Origin of the sequence: Lacrimispora sp., from assembly GCF_036758025.1 — a bacterium.
In the GTDB taxonomy this organism is placed as follows: Bacteria; Bacillota; Clostridia; order Lachnospirales; family Lachnospiraceae; genus Lacrimispora.
The window spans coordinates 299,065-323,354 of the sequence record NZ_DAIOXM010000002.1 but is presented as its reverse complement, the minus strand read 5'-3'; the positions used below and the strand labels follow the sequence as shown (position 1 = coordinate 323,354).

At 47.0% G+C, this 24,290-nt stretch carries 25 protein-coding genes, 2 tRNA genes and 1 riboswitch; of the genes, 22 read left to right on the top strand and 5 right to left on the bottom strand.

Annotated elements, in window-relative coordinates; all coding sequences use genetic code 11:
• Window positions 1–56 precede the first annotated feature (56 nt).
• From tig to V7M78_RS03850, 4 genes are read left to right on the top strand one after another with little or no spacing between them, the layout of a single operon-like run.
• Complete coding sequence (gene tig / locus V7M78_RS03865; protein WP_333646606.1) at window positions 57–1,148, top strand: trigger factor; 1,092 nt, start codon at window positions 57–59, stop codon at window positions 1,146–1,148.
• Window positions 1,149–1,178: 30 nt separating this feature from the next.
• Window positions 1,179–1,760 (top strand): xanthine phosphoribosyltransferase, encoded by a 582-nt coding sequence (locus tag V7M78_RS03860; protein WP_333646604.1) that lies wholly within the window; start codon window positions 1,179–1,181, stop codon window positions 1,758–1,760.
• Complete coding sequence (locus tag V7M78_RS03855; RefSeq protein ID WP_442914620.1) at window positions 1,760–2,560, top strand: Cof-type HAD-IIB family hydrolase; 801 nt, start codon at window positions 1,760–1,762, stop codon at window positions 2,558–2,560. Before V7M78_RS03860 ends, V7M78_RS03855 begins: the two co-directional genes overlap by 1 nt.
• Window positions 2,560–3,180, top strand: a complete 621-nt coding sequence (locus V7M78_RS03850) for a YczE/YyaS/YitT family protein (protein WP_333646600.1) — start codon at window positions 2,560–2,562, stop codon at window positions 3,178–3,180. Before V7M78_RS03855 ends, V7M78_RS03850 begins: the two co-directional genes overlap by 1 nt.
• An 81-nt stretch (window positions 3,181–3,261) precedes the next feature.
• Here V7M78_RS03850 and V7M78_RS03845 read toward each other — a convergent pair whose 3' ends face one another.
• On the bottom strand, window positions 3,262–4,671 hold the full coding sequence (locus V7M78_RS03845; protein WP_333646598.1) for an NAD(P)/FAD-dependent oxidoreductase: 1,410 nt from the start codon (window positions 4,669–4,671) through the stop codon (window positions 3,262–3,264).
• Here V7M78_RS03845 and V7M78_RS03840 point away from each other — a divergent pair.
• The 5 genes from V7M78_RS03840 (at window position 4,670) to V7M78_RS03820 (ending at window position 9,991) form a co-directional block, all read left to right on the top strand.
• A complete protein-coding gene (locus V7M78_RS03840) occupies window positions 4,670–4,891 on the top strand; it encodes a hypothetical protein (RefSeq protein ID WP_333646596.1) in 222 nt (73 codons plus the stop codon). The genes V7M78_RS03845 and V7M78_RS03840 overlap by 2 nt on opposite strands.
• Window positions 4,892–4,986: 95 nt before the next feature.
• On the top strand, window positions 4,987–5,553 hold the full coding sequence (pth, locus tag V7M78_RS03835) for an aminoacyl-tRNA hydrolase (RefSeq protein ID WP_333646594.1): 567 nt from the start codon (window positions 4,987–4,989) through the stop codon (window positions 5,551–5,553).
• A gap of 9 nt (window positions 5,554–5,562) precedes the next feature.
• Window positions 5,563–9,102: a transcription-repair coupling factor gene (gene mfd, locus V7M78_RS03830; protein WP_333646592.1), complete on the top strand. Its 3,540-nt coding sequence runs from the start codon at window positions 5,563–5,565 to the stop codon at window positions 9,100–9,102.
• 158 nt (window positions 9,103–9,260) lie between these two features.
• Window positions 9,261–9,809 carry a stage V sporulation protein T gene (gene spoVT, locus V7M78_RS03825; protein WP_333646590.1) on the top strand — a complete coding sequence of 183 codons (549 nt, stop codon included), beginning with the start codon at window positions 9,261–9,263 and terminating at the stop codon, window positions 9,807–9,809.
• A gap of 38 nt (window positions 9,810–9,847) precedes the next feature.
• Entirely contained in the window at window positions 9,848–9,991 is a 144-nt protein-coding gene (locus V7M78_RS03820) for an AE-binding protein (protein ID WP_333646588.1), read from the top strand.
• Window positions 9,992–10,043: 52 nt separating this feature from the next.
• Here V7M78_RS03820 and V7M78_RS03815 read toward each other — a convergent pair whose 3' ends face one another.
• On the bottom strand, window positions 10,044–11,024 hold the full coding sequence (locus V7M78_RS03815) for an MBL fold metallo-hydrolase (protein WP_333646586.1): 981 nt from the start codon (window positions 11,022–11,024) through the stop codon (window positions 10,044–10,046).
• Between the two features lie 251 nt (window positions 11,025–11,275).
• Here V7M78_RS03815 and V7M78_RS03810 point away from each other — a divergent pair, with 251 nt between their 5' ends.
• The 11 genes from V7M78_RS03810 to V7M78_RS03760 all read left to right on the top strand — a co-directional run bounded on the left by V7M78_RS03810 (window position 11,276) and on the right by V7M78_RS03760 (window position 20,889).
• Complete coding sequence (locus V7M78_RS03810) at window positions 11,276–11,551, top strand: HU family DNA-binding protein (RefSeq protein WP_333646584.1); 276 nt, start codon at window positions 11,276–11,278, stop codon at window positions 11,549–11,551.
• Window positions 11,552–11,554: 3 nt separating this feature from the next.
• Complete coding sequence (locus V7M78_RS03805) at window positions 11,555–11,794, top strand: RNA-binding S4 domain-containing protein (protein WP_333646582.1); 240 nt, start codon at window positions 11,555–11,557, stop codon at window positions 11,792–11,794.
• 78 nt (window positions 11,795–11,872) lie between these two features.
• Window positions 11,873–12,157, top strand: coding sequence for a sporulation protein YabP (gene yabP, locus V7M78_RS03800; RefSeq protein ID WP_333646580.1), 285 nt, complete (start codon window positions 11,873–11,875; stop codon window positions 12,155–12,157).
• Window positions 12,158–12,175: 18 nt separating this feature from the next.
• The gene (gene yabQ, locus V7M78_RS03795) at window positions 12,176–12,535 is read left to right on the top strand and encodes a spore cortex biosynthesis protein YabQ (protein ID WP_333646578.1); all 360 of its coding nucleotides are present in this window, start codon (window positions 12,176–12,178) and stop codon (window positions 12,533–12,535) included.
• An 11-nt stretch (window positions 12,536–12,546) separates the two neighbouring features.
• The gene (locus tag V7M78_RS03790) at window positions 12,547–12,870 is read left to right on the top strand and encodes an FtsB family cell division protein (RefSeq protein WP_333646638.1); all 324 of its coding nucleotides are present in this window, start codon (window positions 12,547–12,549) and stop codon (window positions 12,868–12,870) included.
• Between the two features lie 115 nt (window positions 12,871–12,985).
• Window positions 12,986–14,401: a SpoIIE family protein phosphatase gene (locus V7M78_RS03785; protein ID WP_442914618.1), complete on the top strand. Its 1,416-nt coding sequence runs from the start codon at window positions 12,986–12,988 to the stop codon at window positions 14,399–14,401.
• Window positions 14,402–14,521: 120 nt separating this feature from the next.
• On the top strand, window positions 14,522–15,949 hold the full coding sequence (gene tilS, locus V7M78_RS03780; RefSeq protein ID WP_333646576.1) for a tRNA lysidine(34) synthetase TilS: 1,428 nt from the start codon (window positions 14,522–14,524) through the stop codon (window positions 15,947–15,949).
• Window positions 15,942–16,469 (top strand): hypoxanthine phosphoribosyltransferase, encoded by a 528-nt coding sequence (gene hpt, locus V7M78_RS03775; protein WP_333646574.1) that lies wholly within the window; start codon window positions 15,942–15,944, stop codon window positions 16,467–16,469. Before tilS ends, hpt begins: the two co-directional genes overlap by 8 nt.
• Before the next feature lie 12 nt (window positions 16,470–16,481).
• Complete coding sequence (gene ftsH, locus V7M78_RS03770) at window positions 16,482–18,296, top strand: ATP-dependent zinc metalloprotease FtsH (RefSeq protein WP_333646572.1); 1,815 nt, start codon at window positions 16,482–16,484, stop codon at window positions 18,294–18,296.
• A gap of 355 nt (window positions 18,297–18,651) precedes the next feature.
• The gene (locus tag V7M78_RS03765; protein ID WP_333646570.1) at window positions 18,652–20,715 is read left to right on the top strand and encodes a glycoside hydrolase family 13 protein; all 2,064 of its coding nucleotides are present in this window, start codon (window positions 18,652–18,654) and stop codon (window positions 20,713–20,715) included.
• A gap of 92 nt (window positions 20,716–20,807) precedes the next feature.
• Window positions 20,808–20,889 (top strand) — tRNA-Tyr (locus tag V7M78_RS03760).
• 110 nt (window positions 20,890–20,999) lie between these two features.
• Here the strand turns inward: V7M78_RS03760 and V7M78_RS03755 are convergent.
• The 3 genes from V7M78_RS03755 to V7M78_RS03745 form a co-directional block, all read right to left on the bottom strand.
• Window positions 21,000–21,800, bottom strand: a complete 801-nt coding sequence (locus tag V7M78_RS03755; protein ID WP_333646568.1) for a class I SAM-dependent methyltransferase — start codon at window positions 21,798–21,800, stop codon at window positions 21,000–21,002.
• Window positions 21,801–21,947: 147 nt separating this feature from the next.
• Complete coding sequence (locus V7M78_RS03750) at window positions 21,948–22,340, bottom strand: desulfoferrodoxin family protein (RefSeq protein ID WP_333646566.1); 393 nt, start codon at window positions 22,338–22,340, stop codon at window positions 21,948–21,950.
• Between the two features lie 127 nt (window positions 22,341–22,467).
• A complete protein-coding gene (locus V7M78_RS03745) occupies window positions 22,468–23,637 on the bottom strand; it encodes a cation:proton antiporter (protein WP_333646564.1) in 1,170 nt (389 codons plus the stop codon).
• A 57-nt stretch (window positions 23,638–23,694) separates the two neighbouring features.
• A riboswitch (Fluoride riboswitch) is annotated at window positions 23,695–23,769 on the bottom strand.
• A 117-nt stretch (window positions 23,770–23,886) separates the two neighbouring features.
• Between V7M78_RS03745 and V7M78_RS03740 the strand changes: the two genes are divergently transcribed.
• Window positions 23,887–23,959 (top strand) — tRNA-Phe (locus V7M78_RS03740).
• Window positions 23,960–24,003: 44 nt separating this feature from the next.
• A complete protein-coding gene (locus tag V7M78_RS03735; protein ID WP_333646562.1) occupies window positions 24,004–24,255 on the top strand; it encodes a hypothetical protein in 252 nt (83 codons plus the stop codon).
• The last annotated feature ends 35 nt before the right edge of the window (window positions 24,256–24,290 follow it).

Here is a 24,290-nt window from a genome sequence, read left to right as displayed (position 1 = left end):
ATAACTGTCAGGAGACAGTTGTGTCGGAATTAATTTAATAGAAGGAAAAGGATTATATGATGAAAAAAATTTTTAAAGTATGTATGTGCGGCCTTGTGGCTGCAGCTCTTATTTCAGGCTGTGGAAAGAAGGCAGCAGAAGAAACAACAGAGGCGGCAACCGAGTCCTCTGCCCAGGAGACTCTGGAAACAGTGGATTTATCCGGTGTGGATAACGGAACCATCACCCTTGGACAGTACAAGGGAGTGGAAGTGACCAAGGATGCAGTGGAAGTGACAGATGATGAAGTGAACCAGCTCATTCAGGGTGAACTGGAGCGCAGCGCAACATATGAAGAAGTGGACCGTGTTGTCCAGGACGGCGACCAGGTTAACATCGATTACGTGGGAACCAAGGATGGAGTTGCCTTTGAAGGCGGAACAGCTCAGGCCTATGACCTGACCATTGGCTCAGGCCAGTTTATTGAAGGCTTTGAAGAGGGCCTTGTAGGTGCTAAAAAAGGAGATAAGGTCAACCTGGACCTCACCTTCCCGGAAGGCTACCAGAGTGCAGAATTAGCAGGCCAGGCAGTTGTATTTGAAGTGACTGTCAATGCCGTAAAAGAGAAAAAGGTTCCTGAGTTAAACGATGCCTTTGTTCAGGAGAAATCTGAATTCAAGACAGTGGATGAATACAAGGAAGACAAGATGCAGACCCTGCTGTTAGAGAAAAATGAGCAGGCAGAGCAGAAGGTACAGGGCGACATCTTCAATGCAGTGTTGGAAGGCTCTACCGTTGAACCCAACCAGGAAGCCATTGATGCAAATTACAACAATGTAGTAGCCACTTATACGAATCAGGCTGCAGCCTATGGCATGGACCTTGCCACCTTTGCAGGCGCTCTTGCAGGAATGGATGTGGAAACCTTTAAGGAAACCGTGTTAAAGCCTCAGGCAGAAGGAATGGTAACCCAGAGACTGGTGATCAACGCCGTTGCAGAAGCAGAAGGAATCACTATTTCCGATGAGGACCGCCAGGAGGTCGCAGATCAGATGGGCTATGAAAGCGTGGAAAAGCTGCTTGAAATCGCAAGCCAGTTTGACCTTGACGATTATATTATGACCAATAAAGTAATGGATTTTCTGAAAGAAAACGCAGTGATTAAATAACAAATAAATTACGACAGGGAGGAACCTTTCATGCAGCTTTTAATGGACCGAATCCGCAGGGATGGAAAAATCAAGGCCGGCAATGTGTTAAAAGTTGACAGCTTCTTAAATCACCAGATGGATATTAAGCTGTTTGTTGAGATCGGAAAAGAGTTTAAGAGACGTTTTGCCGATTGTGAGATCAATAAGATACTGACCATAGAAGCGTCCGGTATCGGCATTGCCTGTATTGTGGCCCAATATTTCGATGTGCCGGTGGTTTTTGCAAAAAAATCCAAGACCAAGAATATTGCAGGCGATATTTATACCACCCAGGTGGAATCCTTCACCCATGGCAGGACCTATGATATTATGGTTGCCAAGGAATTTCTGGGAGCTGGTGACAAGGTGCTTCTCATTGACGATTTTTTAGCCAATGGGAAAGCCTTGGAAGGTCTGGCTGAAATTGTAAAAAATTCCGGCGCAGAGCTGGTAGGGGCGGGAATTGTAGTTGAAAAAGGATTTCAGCCCGGAGGAGACCATTTAAGAGAGCAGGGAATTAAGGTAGAATCCCTGGCTATCGTGGAAAGCATGGATGAGATCGCGGGTACCATACGTTTTCGGGGGGAATGATGGCTGGAAAGAGAAAGGTTTTATTTTTTGATATTGACGGAACCCTTTATTCTGAGGTGAACCGGATTGTGCCGGAAAGTGCCAAAAAAGCGGTGGCTAAGGCCCGTGAAAATGGGCATCTGGTATTCATCAATTCGGGCCGTCCGTATTGTCTTATTGGGCCTATTAAAGAAATGATTGAGGTGGATGGTTACTGCTGCGGCTGCGGAACCAGGATAGTGGCAGGAGAGGAAGTTCTTTTCTCTGCCACTATCCCTCGTGAAAGAGGCATTGAGATTAAAAAGATCATTGTGGATCATAACATGGATGGAATTCTGGAGGGGACGGAAGACTGTTATTTCCGGGAAGGAACCTCCCGCATACCTGCAATCGAAAGTCTGAAAGAAACGCTGAAGAAGGAAGGCAGTGTGCTCTCTCCCTTTGGCTGGGAAACAGATTGTTATGATTTTGATAAATTCTGTGTCTTTACTGATGAGAAAAGTGATTTAAAGGGCTTTGCCCGTGCCATAGGGCTGGACTTTGATATCATAAACAGGGGGAACGGTTTTTATGAATGTGTTCCAACCGGATATTCCAAAGCAACAGCCATGGAAGTGGTCTTGAAGCATTACGGAATTCCTCTGGAGGACGCCTACGTGTTTGGAGACAGCACCAATGACCTGTCCATGTTTGAATATGCGAAAAACTGCATTCTCATGGGACATCACGATGTGGAACTGGAGCCTTATGCAACCTTTTACACCAAAAATGTAGAGGATGACGGGGTGGCTTATGCCATGGAGAAGCTGGGGTTAATTTGATGAAAAGCAGGAAGAAAATAGAGAAAAGGCAGATCATCATGTATCTTCTGGGTATTTTGCTCATTCCGGTGGGGGTTGTTTTGACCGTAAATTCCCATGCAGGAGCGGGAGGATTTGATGCTATGAACTTTGTTCTGGCAAAATACCTGGGTATCAACACTTCGTATGTGATTTATGCAACTTCATTTTTGATTGTACTCATTACAGCAGGAATCCGCAGAACTTATCCCAGAATGGTTACCTTTGTGTCATCATTTTTAATCGGATTTTTTATTGATATCAGTAAGAAAATGCTGGAGGGTGTGGAGGGAACAGGACTTATTTCCTCGGCAGTCCTGCTCATAGTGGGAATAGTTATACTGGGCTTCGGCGCCGCCTCTTATATTGCCTCGGGACTGCCGCCCAATACCAATGACGATCTGGTTGTGGCACTGAGGGAAAAGGGAGTGCCTATTGGAATGGCTAAGATTAGTTTTGATGCGGTATGTGCTGTTCTGGCTTTTCTTTTAGGCGGTGAGATCGGCTGGGGAACCATTGTGATTACCTTTGGCCTTGGATGTGTGGTACAGTTTTTTGATGGCATTATTGGCAGCTATGGGAAAAAGGCTGTTCCAAACTAAAAGCAAGAAATAAAAAAGCAAGAAAAATAAAAAGGCCGCTCTTTCACCTGTTCAAGTGAGAGAGCGGCTTAAATTTTATTATTAGTTCATCTTTGCAAGAATACTTCTGGCTACGCTCAGTCCGTTTGCAGATGCCTGCTGAAGACCTCTTGTTACAGAAGCGCCGTCGCCGATGGCCCGTAAGCCTTTTACGCTGGTTTCAAAATCCTGGTTAACCACAACCTTATTGGAGTAGAATTTCACTTCCACACCATATAACAGGGTCTCATCGCTGGCAATGCCGGGAGTTACCTTGTCAAGTGCAAGAAGCATTTCCTTGATGGCCACCATAATGCGGTGAGGGAATACCAGGGATAAATCTCCGGGAACTGCATCCTTTAAAGTGGGGATTATGTTATTACGGCATAATCTCTCTTCCGTGGTACGTCTGCCTCTCTGGAAATCACCGAAGGTCTGAACCAGAATCCTTCCGTCGCAGAGCATGTTGCTTAACTGGGCGATGTGCTTGCCGTACTCAATGGGAGTCTTAAAAGGCTTTGTAAAGTTCTTTGATACCAGAATAGCGAAGTTGGTATTGTTAGTCTTATACTCCTGGGACTTATAAGCATGGCCGTTGACAACTGCCAGTCCGTTTTCGTAATATTCCGTAGCAACCTCTCCGGAGGGATTGGTACAGAAGGTACGGACCTTATCGTCAAAGGTAGGAGTGTAATAAACCAGCTTTGCTTCATAAAGGTTCTTATTTAAGAATTCCATGACCTCATCACGAACCTCTACACGAACGCCGATATCCACAGTTCCCACCATGGTTTCAATGCCGTGGTCATCGCAGATGTGGCTGAACCAGTCAGAACCTTCCCGTCCGATGGCGGAAACGATTTCCGGTGCGTAACAGGTCTCATCCTTATCGGTAATGACAGCTGTTGCCACATTGTCCTCGATAATGATGTCCTTTACCATGGTGTTAAATGCCATTTCAACGCCCTGTGCCAGCAAGTGCTCCTGGAGGCGGGTATAAATCTTATAGCCTTCCTCTGTTCCTAAGTGACGGATGGGACATTCGATCAGCTTTAAGTTGGCGTTGATGGCCTTTCTTCTGATCTCCTGGATTTCCTTCTGCTTGTCCACGCCGTAAACATTGGTGTCAGCTCCGAATTTCAAGTAAATATTGTCAGATTCCTTTAACAGCTCTGAAGTTTTATCGTATCCCAGGATTTCAGGAAGATTTCCGCCTACGTCAGGGGATAAGGACAGCTTTCCGTCAGAGAATGCTCCCGCTCCTGCAAAGCCGGTGGTGATGGAGCATGGCTTGCAGCCTACGCACGTCTTGGTTATTCTCTTTGGACATGCCCGTTTTTCAATGGGACGGCCCTTTTCTATCATTAAAATTTTAAGGTCTGGTCTTTTTTCAATCAGTTCATAAGCACAAAAGATACCGGATGGGCCTGCACCGATGATGATTACGTCGTAATTCTTGGAAACATTCTTCATGAACATTACTCCTTTTCTATCAAATCCTGAGACAACTGTTACATGGAAATATATTTTGCCCGCCTTTTTTCATATTCAAACAGGCACAGCGGCTCTATTTTACCATAGAGGGATGAGGATGACAAGAAAAATCATATTAATAAAAGATAAAATTAAAGATGAAAGCCCTTTTGCCTTTACATCTGAAAATGTTGCTGTTAAAATGAAGAGACAGCGTTAGACCCCCGGTAAGGGAAATCTAACGCTTTTCAGGCGTGAAATGCTTTAAAAATGGTATGAATCGGGACGGCAGTTAATATAGTGAGGAGAATCAACATGTATATCATAGCAGGACTTGGAAATCCAACAAGAGAATATGAAAAAACCAGACACAACGTAGGTTTTGAGGTAATAGATATACTGGCGGACAGGCTGGGAATCCGGGTGACGGAAAAAAAGCACCGGGCTTACTGCGGCCAGGGAATGATAGGCGGGGAAAAGGTCATACTATCAAAGCCCCAGACCTTTATGAATTTAAGCGGCGAAAGCATCCGCTCCATGGCTGATTTTTATAAGGTAGAGCCAGAGCAGATCATCGTCATCTGTGATGACATCAATTTGGCAGAAGGGCAGTTGAGGATCAGGGCAAAGGGCAGTGCAGGCGGACACAACGGTTTGAAAAATATCATCAGCCACTTGGGAACCCAGGAATTTTTGAGAATCCGGGTGGGAGTGGGAGAAAAGCCTAAGGAAATGGATCTGGCAGACTATGTTCTGGGACGGTTTCCAAAGGCCCAGGCGGAGCTTATGGCCCAGGCCTATGATGACGCTGCAAAGGCAGCCATCATGATGGTCACAGACGGGGCGGATACGGCAATGAACTACTTCAACAGGAAGAAATAAGGAGATTTCATGAGCGATCTATTTGAAAAACCATTGCGGGAGCTGAAGGATTTTGAGGACCTGGCAAATGATTTGGCAAAGGGAGCCGGACCGGCTGCGGCAAGCGGCTGTATGGATTCCCAGAAGGTCCATCTGATGTACGAGGCGGCTAAGGAAGCAGGGTTTAAGCTGGTGGTAACTTATGATGATATCAGAGCCAGGGAGATCTATGAGGATCTGCGCTTTTTTGACCCCAATGTCTGGCTTTATCCTGCCAGGGACTTGCTTTTCTTCAATGCGGATATCCATGGGAATCTGCTGACCAAGCAGCGCATGGAAGTGTTCCGTCATCTGATGGAGGGTGACTCCGGCTGGGTGGTGACCACCATGGACGGATTGATGGACCATTTGCTTCCTCTTGAATACTTAAAAGAACAGGTGCTTTACGTAGAGGAAGGTCACATCATCGATGTGGAGCAGTGGAAGAAGCGTCTTTTGGAGCTGGGATACGAGCGTATGGGCCAGGTGGATGGCATGGGCCAGTTCTCCATCCGGGGCGGTATCATTGATATATTCCCTCTGACAGAGGAACTTCCGGTCCGCATTGAGCTTTGGGATGATGAAGTGAATTCCATCCGTACCTTTGACTTGGAAAGCCAGAGGTCCGTAGAAACCTTAGAAAGCATCCGGATTTACCCTGCCACGGAAATGGTGCTGACAGAGGAACAGATTCAGGATGGAATCGGCATCCTGGAAAAAGAAGCCCAAACCTATGAAAAAGAGCTGAAAAAACAGTCTAAAATCGAAGAGGCCGCCAGAATCCGCCGCCATGTTTCCGAACTTTTAGAAGGAATCCGGGAAGGGTGGAAGCAGAGAGGCTTAGATGGCTATGTCCACTATTTCTGCCGGGAAAGCGTTTCCTTTCTGGATTATTTTCCGCAGGAGCACAGGGTATTGTTTTTAGATGAACCGGACCGGCTTAAGGAAAAGGGAGAAACCGTTGAAACGGAATTCCGGGAAAGCATGATACACCGTCTGGAAAGCGGCTATCTGCTTCCCAGCCAGACAGGGCTTCTCTTTTCTGCAAAAGAAATGCTTGCCAGGATTCAGACAAAGACCACCGTTTATTTAACCGGCCTGGAGCAGAAGCTGTCCGGCTTTTCGGTAAAAAACCGTTACAGCTTCCAGGTGAAGAATGTCAATGCCTATCAAAACGGCTTTGAACTTTTGATTAAAGACTTGACCAGATGGAAAAAGGAAGGTTATCGGATTGTCCTTTTGTCCGCCTCCAGGACCAGGGCCAGCCGTCTGGCAGGGGATTTGAGGGAATACGATTTAAGGGCCTACTGCCCCGATGAAAGTGAGGAGAGCAGCGAGGTAAAGCCGGGAGAAATTCTGGTGACCCATGGAAACCTGCGGCGGGGCTTTGAATACTCTCTGCTGAAATTTATCGTCATCACAGAGGGCGATATGTTCGGAGTGGACAAAAAGAGGCGGAAGAGGAAAAAGACGGTCTATGAAGGGACTAAAATCCGCAATTTCTCAGACCTTTCCGTGGGAGATTACGTGGTTCATGAAAGCCATGGCCTTGGAATCTACCGGGGCATTGAGAAAATAGACCAGGATGGAATCACCAGAGACTACTTAAAAGTGGAATATGCGGAAAACGGAAGTCTTTACCTGCCCGCCACCAGACTGGATGGAATTCAGAAATATGCGGGAGCTGAGGCCAAGAAGCCTAAGCTGAACCGCCTGGGAGGAGACCGGTGGAATAAGACCAAGGCAAAGGTCAAGGGCGCGGTAAAGGAAATTGCAAAGGATTTGATCCAGCTTTATGCCGCCAGACAGCAGACCGAGGGCTTCCGGTACGGAGAGGATACGGTCTGGCAGAAGGAGTTTGAAGAGATGTTCCCCTATGAGGAGACGGAGGACCAGTGGGATGCCATTGAAGCCACCAAGGCGGATATGGAAAGCCGCAAGGTCATGGACCGTTTGATCTGCGGGGACGTGGGTTATGGCAAGACGGAAATTGCTTTAAGGGCGGCATTTAAGTCCGTTCAGGAGGAAAAGCAGGTGGTCTATCTGGTTCCCACCACCATTCTGGCCCAGCAGCATTACAATACCTTTGCCCAGAGAATGAAGGACTTTCCCGTCCGGGTAGACCTTTTGTCCCGGTTCAGGACTCCGTCCCAGGTGAAGAAGACTCTGGAGGATTTAAAACGGGGTACCGTGGATATTGTTATCGGCACCCACCGGCTTCTGTCAAAGGACGTGAAGTTTAAGGATTTGGGACTGCTCATCATTGATGAAGAGCAGCGCTTCGGAGTGACTCATAAGGAAAAGATCAAGCAGTTAAAGGAAAATGTGGATGTTCTGACTCTGACCGCAACCCCTATTCCCAGAACCCTGCACATGAGTCTGGTAGGAATCCGGGATATGAGCGTGCTGGAGGAGCCTCCGGTGGACCGGGTTCCCATCCAGACCTATGTGATGGAATACAACGATGAGATGGTCCGGGAAGCCATTCACAGAGAGCTTTCCAGAGGCGGTCAGGTGTATTATGTATATAATCGGGTAGGAAATATCGATGAGGTGGCAAACCATATCGCAAAGCTGGTTCCTGATGCAGCAGTCACCTTTGCCCATGGACAGATGCATGAACACGAGCTGGAGCGGATTATGCTGGACTTTGTGGCCGGAGATATTGACGTTTTAGTCTGCACCACCATCATTGAGACAGGGCTGGACATCCCAAATGCCAACACCATCATCATCCAGGATGCAGACCGCATGGGCCTTTCCCAGCTATACCAGCTTCGGGGACGGGTGGGGCGTTCCAACCGGACCTCCTATGCCTTCATGATGTATAAGCGGGATAAGCTTTTAAAAGAAGAGGCGGAAAAACGCCTCCAGGCCATCCGGGAATTTACGGAGCTGGGCTCCGGTATCAAAATTGCCATGCGGGATTTGGAAATCCGGGGTGCGGGAAATGTGCTGGGAGCCGAACAGCATGGACACATGGAGGCCGTGGGATACGACCTTTACTGCAAGCTTTTAAACCAGGCGGTTTTGGAGCTTAAGGGAGAGCGGAATGAAGAGGATGCCTACGAGACAGTGGTGGATTGCAGCATTGATGCCTATATTCCCTCTTCTTATATTAAGAATGAATATCAGAAGCTGGATATTTACAAGAGGATTTCCAGCATTGAAAATGAAGAGGAATACATGGATATGCAGGATGAGCTGATGGACCGTTTCGGCGATATTCCAAGGCCGCTGGAAAATCTCTTGAAGGTGGCTGCCTTAAAGGCATTAGCCCACAGCGCCTATGTGACGGAGGTCAATATCAACCGCCAGGAAATCCGCCTTACCATGTATAAAAACGCAAAACTCAATGCGGAAAAGATTCCGGAGCTGATCAGCCGGTACAAGGGAGATTTAAAGCTTCAGACTGGAGATGAACCGGTATTCAAGTATTTAGACCGGCGAAAAAACAATTCCATTGATGTGATGGTAGAACAGACTCAGGTAATTTTAAAAGAAATATGCGAATTAACCTTAGGATCATAAGCCAGAAAGTCAGGGCCTGCTTTTTAATAAAAGCAGGCCCTGATTTTAAAATTTGGGAAAAATGGCAGACTTAAGTATAATCTTTTGTATTCGTAGCAAAATAATACCAGACATGATTTACCTGATACTAAATCGCACAAGATGGAGGAATTATAATTATGAAAGCAACAGGTATTGTGAGAAGAATTGACGACCTGGGACGGGTAGTAATACCAAAGGAAATCCGAAGGACTCTCAGGCTGAGAGAGGGAACACCTCTTGAGATATTTACCGATAGGGAAGGAGAGATCATTTTAAAGAAATATTCCCCTATGGTGGAGTTGACTTCCTTTGCCGTCCAATACGCAGAGGCCATGGCCCAGACTACCGGGCTTACTGTATGCATCAGCGACAGAGACCAGATTATTGCGGTAGCGGGAGGGTCGAAAAAGGAGCTTCTCCAAAAGACCATCAGCAAATCGCTGGAAGCCCTGATCAATGAACGGGCTGTTGTAACGGCAGGTAAAGATGAAAAGGGCTTTATTTCTCTGACCGACGAGACCTTAGAGGGTGTGACCGCCCAAGTTGTGGCTCCCATCATCTGCGAAGGTGATGCCATTGGCTCGGTAACTCTTTTAAGCAGAGAGCCAAGAGTCCGTTTCGGAGAAATGGAAGCAAAGCTGGCTACAACGGCCGCCGGTTTCCTGGGCCGCCAGATGGAGGGCTGACCTGTTGACCGCTGAAAGCAGTAAGGAGGTGAAAAACTATGAAGGATTATTTGCCGGAAGAAGATTACTACGGAGATGGCGACATCCCGGAAATTGATACAGAAACCTATGAAGACGGATTCTATGTAGAACCCCTGCCGGAATCAGAAAGACCCAGAAGAGACGGCCCCGGAGGAAACTAAAGACAGCCGGAGATAAAAAAGAAACGGCCTGGGCCGTTTCTTTTTAACATCTTTAATAGATAATCTGATCTCCATCCTTGATGGAGTAATTCACTTTTACGTTCAGCTCTTCCATCCACTGTCTGGTTTCCAGAGTCTTCCAGTCCCCGCTTCCGATGCCGCCGCCGTTATCATTGTTCCAAAGCCAGAGGGGGCAGGGCCAGAGGGCGATCTGGGGCTTGATGAGGGCATAGACGTCTTTGTTGACGCCGTATTGGCCGTGGTGGGACATCTGGACGATATCACTTTTTAAGTCCTCGGCGCTGCAGTCTTTGGCTAAGGCATCGCCGCCGTCAGGACCTAAGTCTCCAAGAGCCAGAATGCTCACGTTATTTAAAAAGAACTTATAAACAACAGAGCTGTTGTTGACGGCAGCCGTCTCCAGAAGATAAGGGTCATTTAACACTTTGACCTTGATCTGGCCGATCTGGATTTCCTGGTTCTTACGGACCTGGTGAACGCTTTCCTTAGGAAGAGTTGCCAGAGCAGAGATCAGGCGGGGAATTAAGTCAGAGCGGGAAGGTTCCACAGCCTCATACCAGGCCGGGTCCGCCATGGAATGATACACATGATCAATGGTGATCTGGCTGTCAGGGTTATTGAGGATTTCCACAAGGGCGCCTACATGGTCTGAGTGGGGATGGGTGATGAACCAGCCGGATACCCGTCCGCCTTTGGAGCGGATCACATCAGTCAGGTGTGCGGCATCCATGTCCCAGCCGCCGTCGATGACCACAAGCGTTCCATCCTTATCCTGTAAAACCATAGAAAGCATCTGCCGGTTGTCGGAGTTGGCTAAAAGGGATAAGCTTCCCCCGTCAAAGATTTTAGCACCCGGTCCTATGGTGAGAGAGGGGCCAAAGCTCATCCCCTTTAAAGTCAGATCTCCCTGGGTTTTCATAGAAGGAGAAAAGCCGGATAAAAGAGAAGGAAGTACAATGTTAAGCATCAGCAGAAACACTGCTATTTTTTTCCAGATGTTAAAATGTTTCATAAATTACCTCCAGGTTCATTAAACTATCCACTATTATATAGGAAGAGGATATTTTTTAACAGAGGGGAAAAGCAATTGTCAGAAAATCGTCAGAAAGTCAGGTGGTTTCCATAAGTCGGAAATGCAGGGAAATGGCTTGCCAAAAGCGGAAAAAACCTTGACAAATACTGGAGAAACAGCTATAAATGATATAGTAATCGTGTTAACGCGAAAAATCGTAGCCCGGGCTACATTCTAGGAGGAAGATATCAATGAACAAAGCAGAGTTAATCGCAGCAGTAGCAGAGAAAGCAGATCTGTCCAAAAAAGATGCAGAGAAGGCGGTTAAGGCTTTAACAGATGTAATATCTGAAGAGCTGGTTAAGGGTGAGAAGGTTCAGTTAGTTGGTTTCGGTACATTTGAGGTGTCTGAGAGAGCAGCAAGAGAGGGAAGAAACCCAAGAAGCGGCGAAGTTATGAATATCCCAGCTTCCAGAACACCAAAATTCAAAGCCGGAAAAGCTTTAAAGGATCTGATAAACGAATAATTTATGAGACTCGATAAGTTTCTTAAGGTTTCCCGCCTCATTAAAAGAAGAACCATAGCCAACGAGGCCTGCGACGCAGGCCGGGTGCTTGTCAATGACAAACCTGCAAAGGCTTCCTTAAGCGTAAAGACCGGTGATACGATTGAGATTCGCTTTGGAACCAGCTCTGTTAAGGTGGAAGTTCTCGATGTGGCGGAAACTGTAAAAAAGGATGAGGCTAAGGAACTTTACCGCTATCTTTAACCCATTGGTCTTAATATTCAGGAATATTACAGGGAACCTCCTAATATACTTTATACAGGTATATTAGGAGGTTTTCTTATGGAAGAAAGAATGAGTATCCGCCCTCACAGGCTGCAAATCGAAAACAGAGCTTCCGGTACGATCACAGGGGTCCGGGAGGTAGTGTCCTTTGATGAGGGACAGGTGGTTCTGGACACGGATATGGGACTTCTGACCTTAAAGGGAAAAGAGCTTCACGTCAGCCGGCTGACCTTGGAAAAAGGGGAAGTGGATTTAAACGGCAATATTGAAAGCATTGTCTATTCTTCCAATGAAGCCCTTCGAAGGTCCGGAGAATCCCTGTTTTCCAGGCTGTTCAAATAAAGAACCGGAGGGAGTCGTATGAGCGTTCATATTGTGTATGAAGTCAAGCTTCTGCTCTACAGCTTCCTGACGGGCGCAGGGCTTATGATGACGTATGATCTTCTGCGCATTTTCCGCATCTTTGTTCCCCACTCCTATATTTTTACGGGAATAGAGGACATGGTGTACTGGGTTTATGCTGCGCTGGTCACATTTTCCCTGCTGTATGAGCAAAATGACGGAAGTCTCAGAGGATATGCCATAGCCGGGGTATTTATAGGAATGGTTTTATATGATAAAATAATAAGCAAACATTTTTTAAAACTCTTGAAACATTTTCAAAAATATTTTACAATAAGGATAGATAGATGTAACCGGAAAAAGCAGAGTAAGAGATGACTGGTGATTGTATGAGCAGTATGGGGAAATCGAGAAGAAAAAGAAAAGATAAATGGGGCAACCGTATGACAATCATAGGGACCACTTTTGTTGTGATCAGCCTTGCTGCCATTGTTACGATAAAAGGGGAGAGCCTAAGGGAAAAGGACCGGGCGTACCAGATCCGTCTGGAAAACTTAGAAGCCCAGGTAGCCAGGGAAAAGGAGCGCTCCGGAGAGCTGGAGGAGTACCGGGTATACGTCCAGACCAAGCAGTATGTGGAGGAAGTGGCAAAGCAGAAGCTTGGACTTGTAAAGCCTGATGAGATTCTTTTAAAGCCTTCTAAGAGGCGGTGAAAAAGCAGAACATTGTCGTATAATTTTAAAAACAGAGTCAGCCATTTTGACAAATATTTCCCTCCTGCCTGTATATAATGGGGTCTAAACCATGAAACGGGCAGGAGGGATTTTTGTGTTCAGACGTAAGGCGGGACATCACCATATGGCTGATGTGAATGTATATACTGCAAAGAAATTAAATGACATGGCAAATTCGTTGGGAGAGCTTGCCAGGGCGTTTACAGATGATTTATCCTCACAGCAGGGACTTACAAAGGAGGACGGCGAAGCAGCGCTTCAGACTGCAGCGTCCATGGTATGCGCAGGATGCACCAAATGTATCGTATATCCGGGACAGGAACAGGATAATCAGTATTACCTTCACTATCTGATTCGTGCATTTGAACAAAAGGGGAGCGTGGACTACGGGGACATGCCCCGTTTTTTTCTGGAAACGTGCAAACACAAAGATGAATACTTAGTCCAGCTGAACCGGGGCCTTGGAAGGGCCACCATGAATCTGGCCTGGAAGAACCGGTTTTTAGAGAGCCGGGATGCGGTTGTGGCCCAGTTTAAAGAACTGGCCGTTATTTTAGAGGAATTTTCCTATCAGGTGGAAAACTCTGTTGACATAACTCCTAAATGGGAGGACGCTGTAAAGCGGGCATTCCGGCGCCACCACATTTCCGTAGAAAAAATACTTTTTCTGGAATATGAAAACCGCCAGAGGGAAGCATATATAACTATGAGGACTGTAAACGGGCGGTGCGTGACCGTAAAGGAAGCGGCAGAAATCCTGGGGGATGCTGTGGAGGAAGGGGAATGGACCGTGCCTCCTGACGGCAGAAATCTGGTGACAAAACAGGCTGATACCATACGGTTTGTGGAGCGGGGGCAGTATCAGGTGATTTACGGCGCTGCCAAGGCTACTAAGACCGGGGAAGAGGTATCCGGGGATAACTATACCTTCGGCCAGATCCAGCCCGGACAGGCCATCATGAGCCTGTCGGATGGAATGGGCAGCGGAAAGGCCGCTGAGGAGGAGAGCAGACAGGTGATCGAGCTCACCCAGAGGCTTTTGGAGGCCGGCTTTTCAGCCAGGGCAGCCCTTAAGCTGGTCAATACGGTTTTGCTGCTGACCGGAATGTCCCAGCACCCGGCCACCCTGGATTTGTGCTGCATTGATTTGAAAACAGGAATCTTAGAGGCCATGAAGCTGGGGGCAGCCGCCACCTACATTCTCAGTGACAAGGGTGTGGAGCTGTTAGAGGCGGGAGAGGTGCCCATGGGCGTTTTAAACGGCGTGGAGCCTGTTTTGCTGTCTAAAAAGCTGTGGGAGGACAACCGGATCATCATGGTCAGCGACGGTGTTTTAGATGCACTTCCGGCAGAGGATAAGGAGCTGATGCTTCAGGAATTCATTGCAGGAATGCCCATAAAAAATCCTCAGGACATGGCGGACCGGATTCTCCTCTTTGCCAGGTCCTTTACGGAGAGGACCAATGACGATATGACGGTTTTGACAGCCGGCATATGGAAACGAAAATAGTAATTGCAAGGGACATGTTTTGCGGGTATACTTATCGTAGTATGCTGACTGTTCAGCAGTGATTTATCAGCCAAATTATACATGGCACAGCTAGGAAAATATGCAGAGAAAGGTGGTTCCATGTACAAAAAGATATTGGACTATATCAGGCGGAACCGGCTGTTTGCGACCGGAGACAGGGTCATTGCGGCCCTCTCCGGAGGTGCCGATTCGGTCTTTCTTCTTATGGTCTTAAATGAGTTAAAAGAGGAACTGGGGCTTGTGCTGAAGGCCATCCATGTCCACCATGGCCTGCGGGGTGAGGAAGCGGACCGGGACAGTGAATTTTCCCGGGATCTTGCCAAAAAGCTGGGGGTGGATTTTTCCTGCATCCATGTGGATGCGGCACGCTATGCCAGGGAAAACGGAATGTCAGTGGAAGAAGCCGGACGCCACCTGCGCTATGAAATTTTTGATATGGAACGGCTGGACTTTGGAGCGGTGAAGATTGCAGTGGCCCATCATGCAGACGATCAGGCGGAGACCATTCTTTACAATCTGTTCCGGGGAACCGGGTTAAAGGGGCTTGGGGGAATGCGTCCTGTAAGGGATCATATTGTCCGCCCTCTTTTGTGTGTCAGCAAAGAGGAGATTCTTGCATATCTAAAAGAAAATGGGATATCTTATTGTGAGGACTCTACCAATGCTTTAGATGACTATGCCAGAAACCGAATCCGCAGCAGGATTCTGCCCCAGATCAGGGAGCAGATTAACAGCCGTGCGGATGAAAACATCCTCCATGCGGGAGAAATGGCGGCAAAGGCCGATGCTTACTTAGAAAAGCAGGCAAAGAAGCTTCTGGACTGCCTGGGAGTCTGGGAACGGGATGAAGACGGCAAAGCGACAGGCTGCGGGATTTCAGCAAAAGCTCTTTCAGAGGAAGAAGAAATTATCAGAAGCTATGTCATCCGGGCCATGATCCGGTCTGTCCGGGACTCCATGAAGGATATCACCATGAACCATGTGGAAAGCGCAGCAGCGCTTCTTTTTACGCAGAAAGGCAAGCGGGTGGACCTTCCCGGAGGCCTGATGGCGGTGCGTAACCCGGAGGAATTGTGGATAAAAGAGAAGAGCCGGAAGGTTTTTGGGGAAAAGGAAGGTGAAATTTTGCTTCCTGAAGTGGAATTTAAGGTATTTTCCTACAAAAAAGGCCAGGAAATTCCCAAAAACGGGTATACGAAATGGTTTGATTATGATAAAATCAATAGTACGCTTTCTGTAAGGTATCGGGAAACCGGAGATTACATCACACTGTCCGGAGGCGGAAGAAAATCCGTTAAGTCCTTTATGATCGATGAAAAGATTCCCAGGGAGGAACGGGGTAAAATTCCCCTGGTAGCAGACGGCTCCCATGTCCTCTGGGTAATCGGATACCGGATCAGTGAATATTATAAGATTACAGACGATACCCATACAGTCATACAAATGCAGATAGACGGAGGAAGCACCCTCCGGGCATACCATTATGCCCAAAATGCAGGGCAGGAAAGAGGAAAACACAATGGATGATAAGATACGCACACTGCTTTCAGAAGAAGAGGTTGCACAGAGAACAAAGGAAATTGCTGAGATAATCAGCAGGGATTATGAAGGAAAGCCCCTTCACTTAATCTGCATCTTAAAAGGAGGCGTTTTCTTTACCTGTGAGCTTGCCAAGAGAATCAGCATTCCCATTACCATGGACTTTATGTCCGTGTCCAGCTACGGAGCCGGAACGGTGTCCAGCGGAATCGTAAGGATTGTCAAGGATCTTGATGAGTCCATAGAAGGAAAGGATGTATTGATTGTAGAAGACATTATCGATTCCGGCAATACCTTATCCTATTTGATTGAGGTGTTAAAGCAGAGGAATCCAAACAGCATTGAGCTGTGTACTCTTTTGGATAAGCCGGAGCGCCGGGTAAAGCAGCAGGTAAAGGTAAAATATACCTGTTTCACTGTGCCTGATGAATTTATTGTAGGCTATGGCCTTGATTACAATCAGAACTACCGGAATTTACCATATATTGGAATTATAGAACAGCAATAAGGAGGCAGCGTGTTGAAACAACAGCAACCATTCAGAAGTTTAGGTTTTTTGCTCCTGCTGGCCGTCATTTTCATATTTGCCGTCAGCCAGACTAAAACAGGCAGCAGCATTACCAACCAGGAACTCATGCTGGCCATTGACCAGGGAACCATAGAAAAAGTGACCATCTATATGAACGATCCCCCTCCTACGGGCCGGGTGGTGTTAAATATGGATGGCAATGCGATGGAGGCCAATGTATCCAATGTCATTGACATTCAGGACCGTTTGGACCGCAATGGAATTGATTATACTCTTGAAGCAGTGCAGAAGGAAAACTTATTCTTGAGCATTGCCCTGCCGTTGATCCTCACAGCAACGGCTTTGGTGTTCCTGTTCATGATGATGAACGCCAGAGCAGGGGCAGGAAGCGCTAATAACAGGATGATGAACTTTGGGCGGAGCAGGGCCCATCTGGCCAAGGATGCCAATAAGGTCAACTTCGGCAAGGTAGCAGGACTTGAAGAGGAAAAGGAAGAGCTGGAAGAGGTGGTGGATTTCTTAAAAAATCCCCAGAAGTACACCGGAGTGGGAGCCCGTATTCCCAAGGGAATCCTGCTTGTAGGGCCTCCCGGAACGGGTAAAACCCTTCTTGGAAAGGCAGTGGCAGGAGAAGCCGGAGTTCCGTTTTTCTCCATTTCCGGTTCTGATTTTGTGGAAATGTTTGTGGGTGTGGGAGCTTCCAGAGTCAGGGATCTCTTTGAAGAAGGAAAAAAACATGCCCCCTGTATTATATTTATCGATGAGATCGATGCCGTTGCCCGCCGCAGAGGTACGGGCATGGGCGGAGGCCATGACGAAAGGGAGCAGACCTTAAACCAGCTCCTTGTGGAGATGGATGGTTTCGGAGTCAACGAAGGAATCATCGTAATGGCTGCCACCAACCGGGTGGATATTCTGGACCCTGCTATTTTGAGACCGGGACGTTTTGACCGTAAGGTGGGCGTTGGAAGGCCCGATGTAAAGGGAAGAGAAGAGATTTTAAAGATCCATTCAAAAGAAAAGCCTTTGGCAGAAGATGTGGATTTAAAGAGAGTTGCCCAGACCACTTCCGGATTTACCGGTGCGGATCTGGAAAACCTGATGAATGAAGCGGCCATCTATGCGGCCAAACAGGGAAAGAAATACATCAATCAGGCTGATATTGAGAAGTCGTTTATAAAGGTTGGAATCGGAGCAGAGAAAAAGAGCAAGGTGGTTACGGATAAGGAAAAGAAGATTACGGCTTACCACGAGGCAGGCCACGCAATCTTATTCCACGTGCTTCCTGATGTGGGACCGGTGCACACCGTTTCCATCATTCCTACGGGAATCGGAGCCGCCGGATACACCATGCCCCTGCCGGAAACTGACCATATGTTTAACACAAAGGGAAAGATGCTTCAGGATATTATGGTGGGACTTGGCGGAAGAATCGCAGAGGAAATTATTTTCGGCGACATTACCACCGGAGCCTCCCAGGATATCAAGCAGGCAACCGCTCTGGCTCGTGCCATGGTGACCCAGTACGGCATGTCCGACAAGGTAGGTATGATCAATTACGATAATGACGGAGACGAAGTTTTCATCGGCCGTGATCTGGCCCATACCAAGAACTACGGCAGTCAGGTGGCAAATACCATTGACAACGAAGTGAAGCGGATTATTGACGAATGCTATGAAAAGGCCAGGGAGATCATCTTAAAGCATGAGGATGTACTCCATGAGTGCAGTAAGCTTCTGATCGAGAAAGAAAAGATCGGACAGAAGGAATTTGAGGCATTATTTCCAGTTTCAGAAATAGCATAATTTTAACAAAACCAGTGCAGACCCGGTAAAATCTCTAATTTTTATGACCTGGTCTGCACTTTTTTTGATAGGGGAGAAGAGGATTGCAAAAATGCATAAAAATAATTTTAAAAAAAACGTATGTTTGTGCACACTTATTTTGAAGACCGTGGTATATTAATAAATGTAACCCCCCCCAATACATTATATAGTTTTTGCTACACCCCATAAGAAACGAAATACCTTCTCCGAAAAAACGGTCAGCTCCCCCGCTGGCCGTTTTTTCTAATTTTTTGTGAAAAAGGCGGGGTTGTATATTTGGGGTGAATCGGATAGAATAGAACGTATAGATGACGAGAAAGGAAATATAAAATATATGTGCTTCCAGGCTGAGACCATAGATAGAAATGCATTATTCACCGACGAGACTGAAAGTTTCCGATTTCCGGCAGAGCCTAATGAGGGAGACGATGTAATCCTGCTTTTTCGAACCGCAAAAGATGGTGCGGACCTGGTCTGTTACATTCAGGAGGGCAAGACGGAAGAGCTTGCCATGGAAAAGACAGATTCCGATGAATTGTTTGATTATTATGAATATAGATTAACGGCAGTAAACGACAAAATCAGCTACAGCTTTAAGGTGGTAAAGGGCGGGGAGGTCTGTTATTACAACAGACTGGGTCCCTCCGACCAGAATACGGCAGGCTTTCAATTCCGCATTGTGCCCGGCTTTTCCACTCCGGATTGGGCCAAAGGAGCTGTCATGTACCAGATCTATGTGGACCGGTTCTGCAACGGAGACGAGAGCAATGACGTGGTGGATGGGGAGTATATCTACATCGGCAGGCCGGTGACCAGGGTAGAGGACTGGGAAAAGTATCCCAACCAGATGGATGTGGGGTATTTTTACGGCGGAGATTTACAGGGAGTGTGGGATAAGCTGGATTACTTGAAAAATCTGGGCGTGGATGTAATTTACTTTAATCCCATTTTCGTATCGCCTTCCAACCATAAATACGACTGCCAGGACTACGATTACATTGATCCCCACTACGGCGTTATCGTAAAGGATGGAGGCAGAACCGTGGAGCCGGGGACTGCGGATAACAGCCATGCGGAAAAATACATGATACGGACTACGGACAAAGAGAATTTAGAAGAAAGCAATGCATTTTTTGCCCGGTTTGTAGAAGAGGTACATAACCGGGGGATGAAGGTGATTTTAGACGGCGTGTTCAATCACTGCGGTTCTTTTAACAAGTGGCTGGATGGAGAGCGGATTTATGAGATGTCCGGCAATTATGATCCGGGAGCTTACGTGTCAAAGGATAGCCCTTACCGAACTTTTTTCAAGTTTTACAATGAAGAGGCGTGGCCGTACAACAGCTCCTATGACGGCTGGTGGGGCCATTCCACCCTGCCGAAGCTCAACTATGAGGATTCTCCTATTCTTTATGATTACATCATGTGTATTGCCCGCAAATGGGTTTCTGCGCCCTACAACGTGGACGGCTGGCGTCTTGATGTGGCCGCTGACCTGGGCCACAGCAGTGAATACAATCACAAATTCTGGAGAGATTTCCGCCGGGCGGTGAAGGAAGCCAACCCGGAGGCTATTGTGCTGGCAGAGCATTACGGTGACCCCTCCGGCTGGCTCCAGGGAGATCAGTGGGATACGGTCATGAATTACGATGCATTTATGGAGCCTGTTACCTGGTTTTTAACGGGCATGGAAAAGCATAGCGATGAAAGCAACCCCCAGCTTTTCGGTGACGGGGAAAGCTTTTTCATGTCCATGAAGTACCACATGAGCCGTATGATGGGAGGTTCCATCCTGGTGGCTATGAATGAGCTGTCAAACCACGACCATTCCCGTTTCCTGACCAGAACCAACGGCCAGGTGGGCAGAATATCCACCCATGGTCCTGAGGCGGCTTCTGAGGGCATTAACTACGGCATATTTCGGGAAGCGGTCATGATCCAGATGACCTGGCCCGGCGCTCCCACCATTTACTACGGAGACGAGGCCGGGGTCTGCGGCTGGACCGACCCTGACAACCGCAGAACCTACCCTTGGGGCAAAGAGGACTTGGAGCTGGTGGAATTTCACCGGTATATGACAGAGCTTCACCACTGCCTGCCTGCTTTGCGGCTGGGGTCCTTAAAGCAGCTTCTGGCCGGATACCACCTTATTTCCTACGGCAGATTTTACGGAGATAACATCTGCGCTGTAGCGGTCAATAGCCTTGATAAGGACCGGACTGTGACCATTCCCGTCTGGCAGCTTGGTTTAAAGGACGGGGAGACCATGTCCCGCTATATGCTGACTTATGAAAATGGTTACAATGTGGGTAAGGTTACTTATGAAGTGGAGAAGGGCCAGATCACCGTTGACATGCCCGCAATCAGCTCTGTCCTTCTGGTGGCGGACCGGGAATAAAACCCTGAATTTGGAACTTAGATTTTTTTCAAAAAAACCTTGATTTTTTCATGTCCCTATGGTAAAATTACGCTTGCTTGACAAAAAAGCATGGGCGGATTCCCGAGCGGCCAAAGGGGGCAGACTGTAAATCTGTTGTCGACGACTTCGAAGGTTCGAATCCTTCTCCGCCCAGTTCATAAGAATTGGAATCATAAAAAACATCCTTTTAAAACGGCATGGAAGCCGGAGAAAAAGGATGTTTTTTTGTTGTACCACAGAAGAATATTTCTCTGCTTAAACGATTATGGGTTTTTCTTATAGGCATACATGCCCAGGCGGTTATTGGTGATATACATAACCGGAACTAGCAGTTTTTTCACTCCGGGGAGCAGATGACGCATCTCATCAGTGAAGTTGATGAGGCCGATCTGCTTGATTCCAGGGCAGAGACGTGTCACTTCACTGCCATCCTTAACGCCCCAATGAAACTGAGCCCCGGTCTTTCTAACTGTATCATGAACGCCTCCTTTGTTCACCAGCCCCTTGTACAGCAGATCAAAGTGGGCTTCAAATCGGTCAAAGCCTCTGGTTAATATTCCGAGGAGTTGGGCCACTTCCCTTTCGTGGAGATACATCAGCATGCCCTCGGAAATAATCAGAAGATGCCCGCTGTTTGTTTCCACCTCCTGCGTCCAGCTGGGGTCCAGGGCGGATTTGGAAATATCCTTCACACGGGGGTGATCTTCAAAAAACAGTTTGCGCTGCTCAATCACCTCAGGGAAATCCAGGTTATACCACATTATTTTTCCGTTATCCACCCTGGAAAAACGGGTATCCAGTCCGCAGCCTACTGACACGACAGTGCATTGGGGATGCCGCCGGATAAATGCCCGCGCCTGATCATCCATCATCTTGGCCCGGGCCAGAACACCGTAATAGGACATAATACCGCTGTCAAATTTAGAGAAGTCGTAGTCTATTTCTGCCACCATCTCCGCTGCCTTTTGGTCGTTAAGGACAGGAGCAGCACTTGCCGCGTCTTTTGCCCGTATGTAAAGAGTGATTAAAAGCGTCTCCATGACGCCGTCGAGTTTTACCGCCATATTCATTCCTCCCCGCATATGTTATGCAATTATTAAATAGTTAGTTTAGGCTAACTATACGCTTCGGCATTCTGTTTGTCAAGGGTCAATGATACTTTCAATATAAAAAGCCGGTTCAGCAAAAAACTGAACCGGCTTCCCTTATTTTTACGCCTCTGCCTTCCAAAAGCCATGAAGGTTGCAGTAAGCGAAAGCAGCCTTTGGAGAATCTCCTTTTTCCAGGGTAAAGCAGGCTTTGGGCTCACAGTCGGGGCTTAAGTTCACTCTCATAATGCATCCAGCCTCAGTTTGAAGACAGACCCAGGTAATATTGTGTTCCTCAGACATGGGATGGAATACGCTTCCCACCTTTACAGTCACGTGTTCTCCGTCTGTTTCAATGAAGGGAACATGCTTTTCTGAAGCGCCGTCAGAAGTGTTGGGTTCCAGCACTTCAAAGGGCTTTAAGCTGTCGGGAAGGGCTGCATTGGGTGTTCCTAAGATCACTTCCAGGATAACATTACGGTTTTTGTCAGTCAAAAATACAGGTTCATTTTTCATATGGGCCTCCGATCATAAAAGCTTCTATATATAAATATAAAGCTGTTTTCATTTCCTTATCAGATTTCCCCAATGAAGGCGGAACCATTACACCATATTTTTCCATTATAAAAATATCAAAACCTTTTTACAGAAGCTTCTTATAGGTAGCGTCTACAAGGGCTGCACCCAGAGGTGCCGTAACCAGTATGGACAAAACAGCCGCAGTCAGCACAATATCTCCGCAGGCCAGTCCCATAGCCAGGGGAATGCCTCCGATGGCCGCCTGCACTGTGGCTTTTGGAATATAGGCAATGGCAGTGAAGATCCGTTCTTTTTTGTTGAGACGGGTTCTGATCAGGCAGGTAAAAACGCCCAGCATCCGAAATACCAGAACGCAGAGTATGAGGGCAACCGCCATAAGTCCTGCATTTAAGGCATAGCTGATATTTACCGTAGCACCTACCAAAACGAACAGCCATACTTCAGCCCCCACCCAAAGCTTTGAGAACTTCTCAGACAGGCGCTTGGAAAGCTCATATTTTCTCAGACGGAGGGAAGCTCCCAGGGCCATAACTGCCAGAAGGCCGGAAAAGCCCATAATTCCCTTTACATTGTGTTCTGCCGTAACCAGCAGAAAGGAAACGGATAAAATCAGAATCACCTTGCCGCTGTTCCGGATATGGAATTTGGTAAAGAAGAGAGACATAAGAATGCCTGTTAAAACTCCCACAGCCAGACCTGAAAGGATGGATATGGGTATGGAAACAAAGCTTAATGCGCTTATGGTTCCGCCCTCCGCCAGTCCGGTAAAGGCGGTAAACAGCACGATGACAAATACATCGTCTACAGAAGCTCCTGCCATAATGATCTGGGGAATGGATTTTTCTGTTCCGTAACCTTTTTCTATAAGCTTTAACATCCGGGGAACAACCACGGCCGGAGAAACGGCGGCGATCACAGTTCCCATAATGGCGGCCTCCAGACGGGTGACTCCCAGAAAAGAAGGTGCCAGAAGGACCATTCCAGCGATTTCAAAGCAGGCAGGCACAAAGCACATGAGAATAGCAGGACGTCCTGCCTTTTTTAAATCCTCCACGTCCAGATTCAGCCCGGCTCTGGTCAGAATAATGATCAGGGCGATCTGGCGCAGTTCTGCTGATATGTTCAGGATAGAACCATCAAGCAGGTTCAGGGCATAGGGCCCCAGTATGATTCCTGTTATGATCATGCCGAGAAGTCTTGGAAGTTTCAGCATTTCAAACATTTTTCCCAAGGTCATTCCGCAAAGGAATACAAGGGCAAGGGATAATAGCATATCAATCTCTCCAATCTACGCAGACCGTCAAAAAAAGCTGATGAGTCTGCGATTTTTATAATCACAGAAGTCATCAGCTTTGAAAGCGGTTTAGGGACTGACCCAAGGGAGAACCTCATTCCCTGTTTCTCACATTATAATATGTTTCTCTAAGTTTGGCAAGATATTTGTTTTTTTCATTAAAATTAGAAAACTTGCTTGACAAGATAAAGGAAATCTTGTAAAATTACACATGTTGTAAGTGGTTATGCCCAGATAGCTCAGTTGGTAGAGCAGTGGACTGAAAATCCACGTGTCGCTGGTTCGATTCCGGCTTTGGGCATTTATAAAGGAAAGTAAGATAACTCATAGGAGTTATCTTTTTTTATGTTCATAGAATTATTACATATTTCAAACGGTGGTTCTATCACAGAAAGAGAGGTAATCCTATGGCACATTGTTTCCTTTGTTGTGGTAAGTGACAGATACAGTATTACAGAAAATAATACGATATCTATTTTTAATGGATCAGTCATTATTTATACTGGCTTCAATGATATTGTGGATAACATGAAAGGACAGTATAGAAGTTTTGATGAAACCTTATTCACATTTAAATATGAAACTTATGGAAAATAATGGTATCTTAGGGTATAATGTAAGAAAATATTAAG

Coding starts and splice junctions, on each gene's coding strand:
- hpt (WP_333646574.1), top strand. CDS start 15,942: ATGGATGATAAGATACGCACACTGCTTTCAGAAGAAGAGGTTGCACAG.
- V7M78_RS03820 (WP_333646588.1), top strand. CDS start 9,848: ATGAAGGATTATTTGCCGGAAGAAGATTACTACGGAGATGGCGACATC.
- V7M78_RS03850 (WP_333646600.1), top strand. CDS start 2,560: ATGAAAAGCAGGAAGAAAATAGAGAAAAGGCAGATCATCATGTATCTT.
- V7M78_RS03765 (WP_333646570.1), top strand. CDS start 18,652: ATGTGCTTCCAGGCTGAGACCATAGATAGAAATGCATTATTCACCGAC.
- V7M78_RS03860 (WP_333646604.1), top strand. CDS start 1,179: ATGCAGCTTTTAATGGACCGAATCCGCAGGGATGGAAAAATCAAGGCC.
- V7M78_RS03805 (WP_333646582.1), top strand. CDS start 11,555: ATGAGACTCGATAAGTTTCTTAAGGTTTCCCGCCTCATTAAAAGAAGA.
- pth (WP_333646594.1), top strand. CDS start 4,987: ATGTATATCATAGCAGGACTTGGAAATCCAACAAGAGAATATGAAAAA.
- yabQ (WP_333646578.1), top strand. CDS start 12,176: ATGAGCGTTCATATTGTGTATGAAGTCAAGCTTCTGCTCTACAGCTTC.
- tilS (WP_333646576.1), top strand. CDS start 14,522: ATGTACAAAAAGATATTGGACTATATCAGGCGGAACCGGCTGTTTGCG.
- V7M78_RS03840 (WP_333646596.1), top strand. CDS start 4,670: ATGAACATTACTCCTTTTCTATCAAATCCTGAGACAACTGTTACATGG.
- V7M78_RS03845 (WP_333646598.1), bottom strand. CDS start 4,671: ATGAAGAATGTTTCCAAGAATTACGACGTAATCATCATCGGTGCAGGC.
- V7M78_RS03810 (WP_333646584.1), top strand. CDS start 11,276: ATGAACAAAGCAGAGTTAATCGCAGCAGTAGCAGAGAAAGCAGATCTG.
- V7M78_RS03735 (WP_333646562.1), top strand. CDS start 24,004: ATGTTCATAGAATTATTACATATTTCAAACGGTGGTTCTATCACAGAA.
- spoVT (WP_333646590.1), top strand. CDS start 9,261: ATGAAAGCAACAGGTATTGTGAGAAGAATTGACGACCTGGGACGGGTA.
- yabP (WP_333646580.1), top strand. CDS start 11,873: ATGGAAGAAAGAATGAGTATCCGCCCTCACAGGCTGCAAATCGAAAAC.
- V7M78_RS03755 (WP_333646568.1), bottom strand. CDS start 21,800: ATGGCGGTAAAACTCGACGGCGTCATGGAGACGCTTTTAATCACTCTT.
- mfd (WP_333646592.1), top strand. CDS start 5,563: ATGAGCGATCTATTTGAAAAACCATTGCGGGAGCTGAAGGATTTTGAG.
- V7M78_RS03855 (WP_442914620.1), top strand. CDS start 1,760: ATGGCTGGAAAGAGAAAGGTTTTATTTTTTGATATTGACGGAACCCTT.
- V7M78_RS03745 (WP_333646564.1), bottom strand. CDS start 23,637: ATGCTATTATCCCTTGCCCTTGTATTCCTTTGCGGAATGACCTTGGGA.
- V7M78_RS03815 (WP_333646586.1), bottom strand. CDS start 11,024: ATGAAACATTTTAACATCTGGAAAAAAATAGCAGTGTTTCTGCTGATG.
- V7M78_RS03790 (WP_333646638.1), top strand. CDS start 12,547: ATGAGCAGTATGGGGAAATCGAGAAGAAAAAGAAAAGATAAATGGGGC.
- tig (WP_333646606.1), top strand. CDS start 57: ATGATGAAAAAAATTTTTAAAGTATGTATGTGCGGCCTTGTGGCTGCA.
- V7M78_RS03750 (WP_333646566.1), bottom strand. CDS start 22,340: ATGAAAAATGAACCTGTATTTTTGACTGACAAAAACCGTAATGTTATC.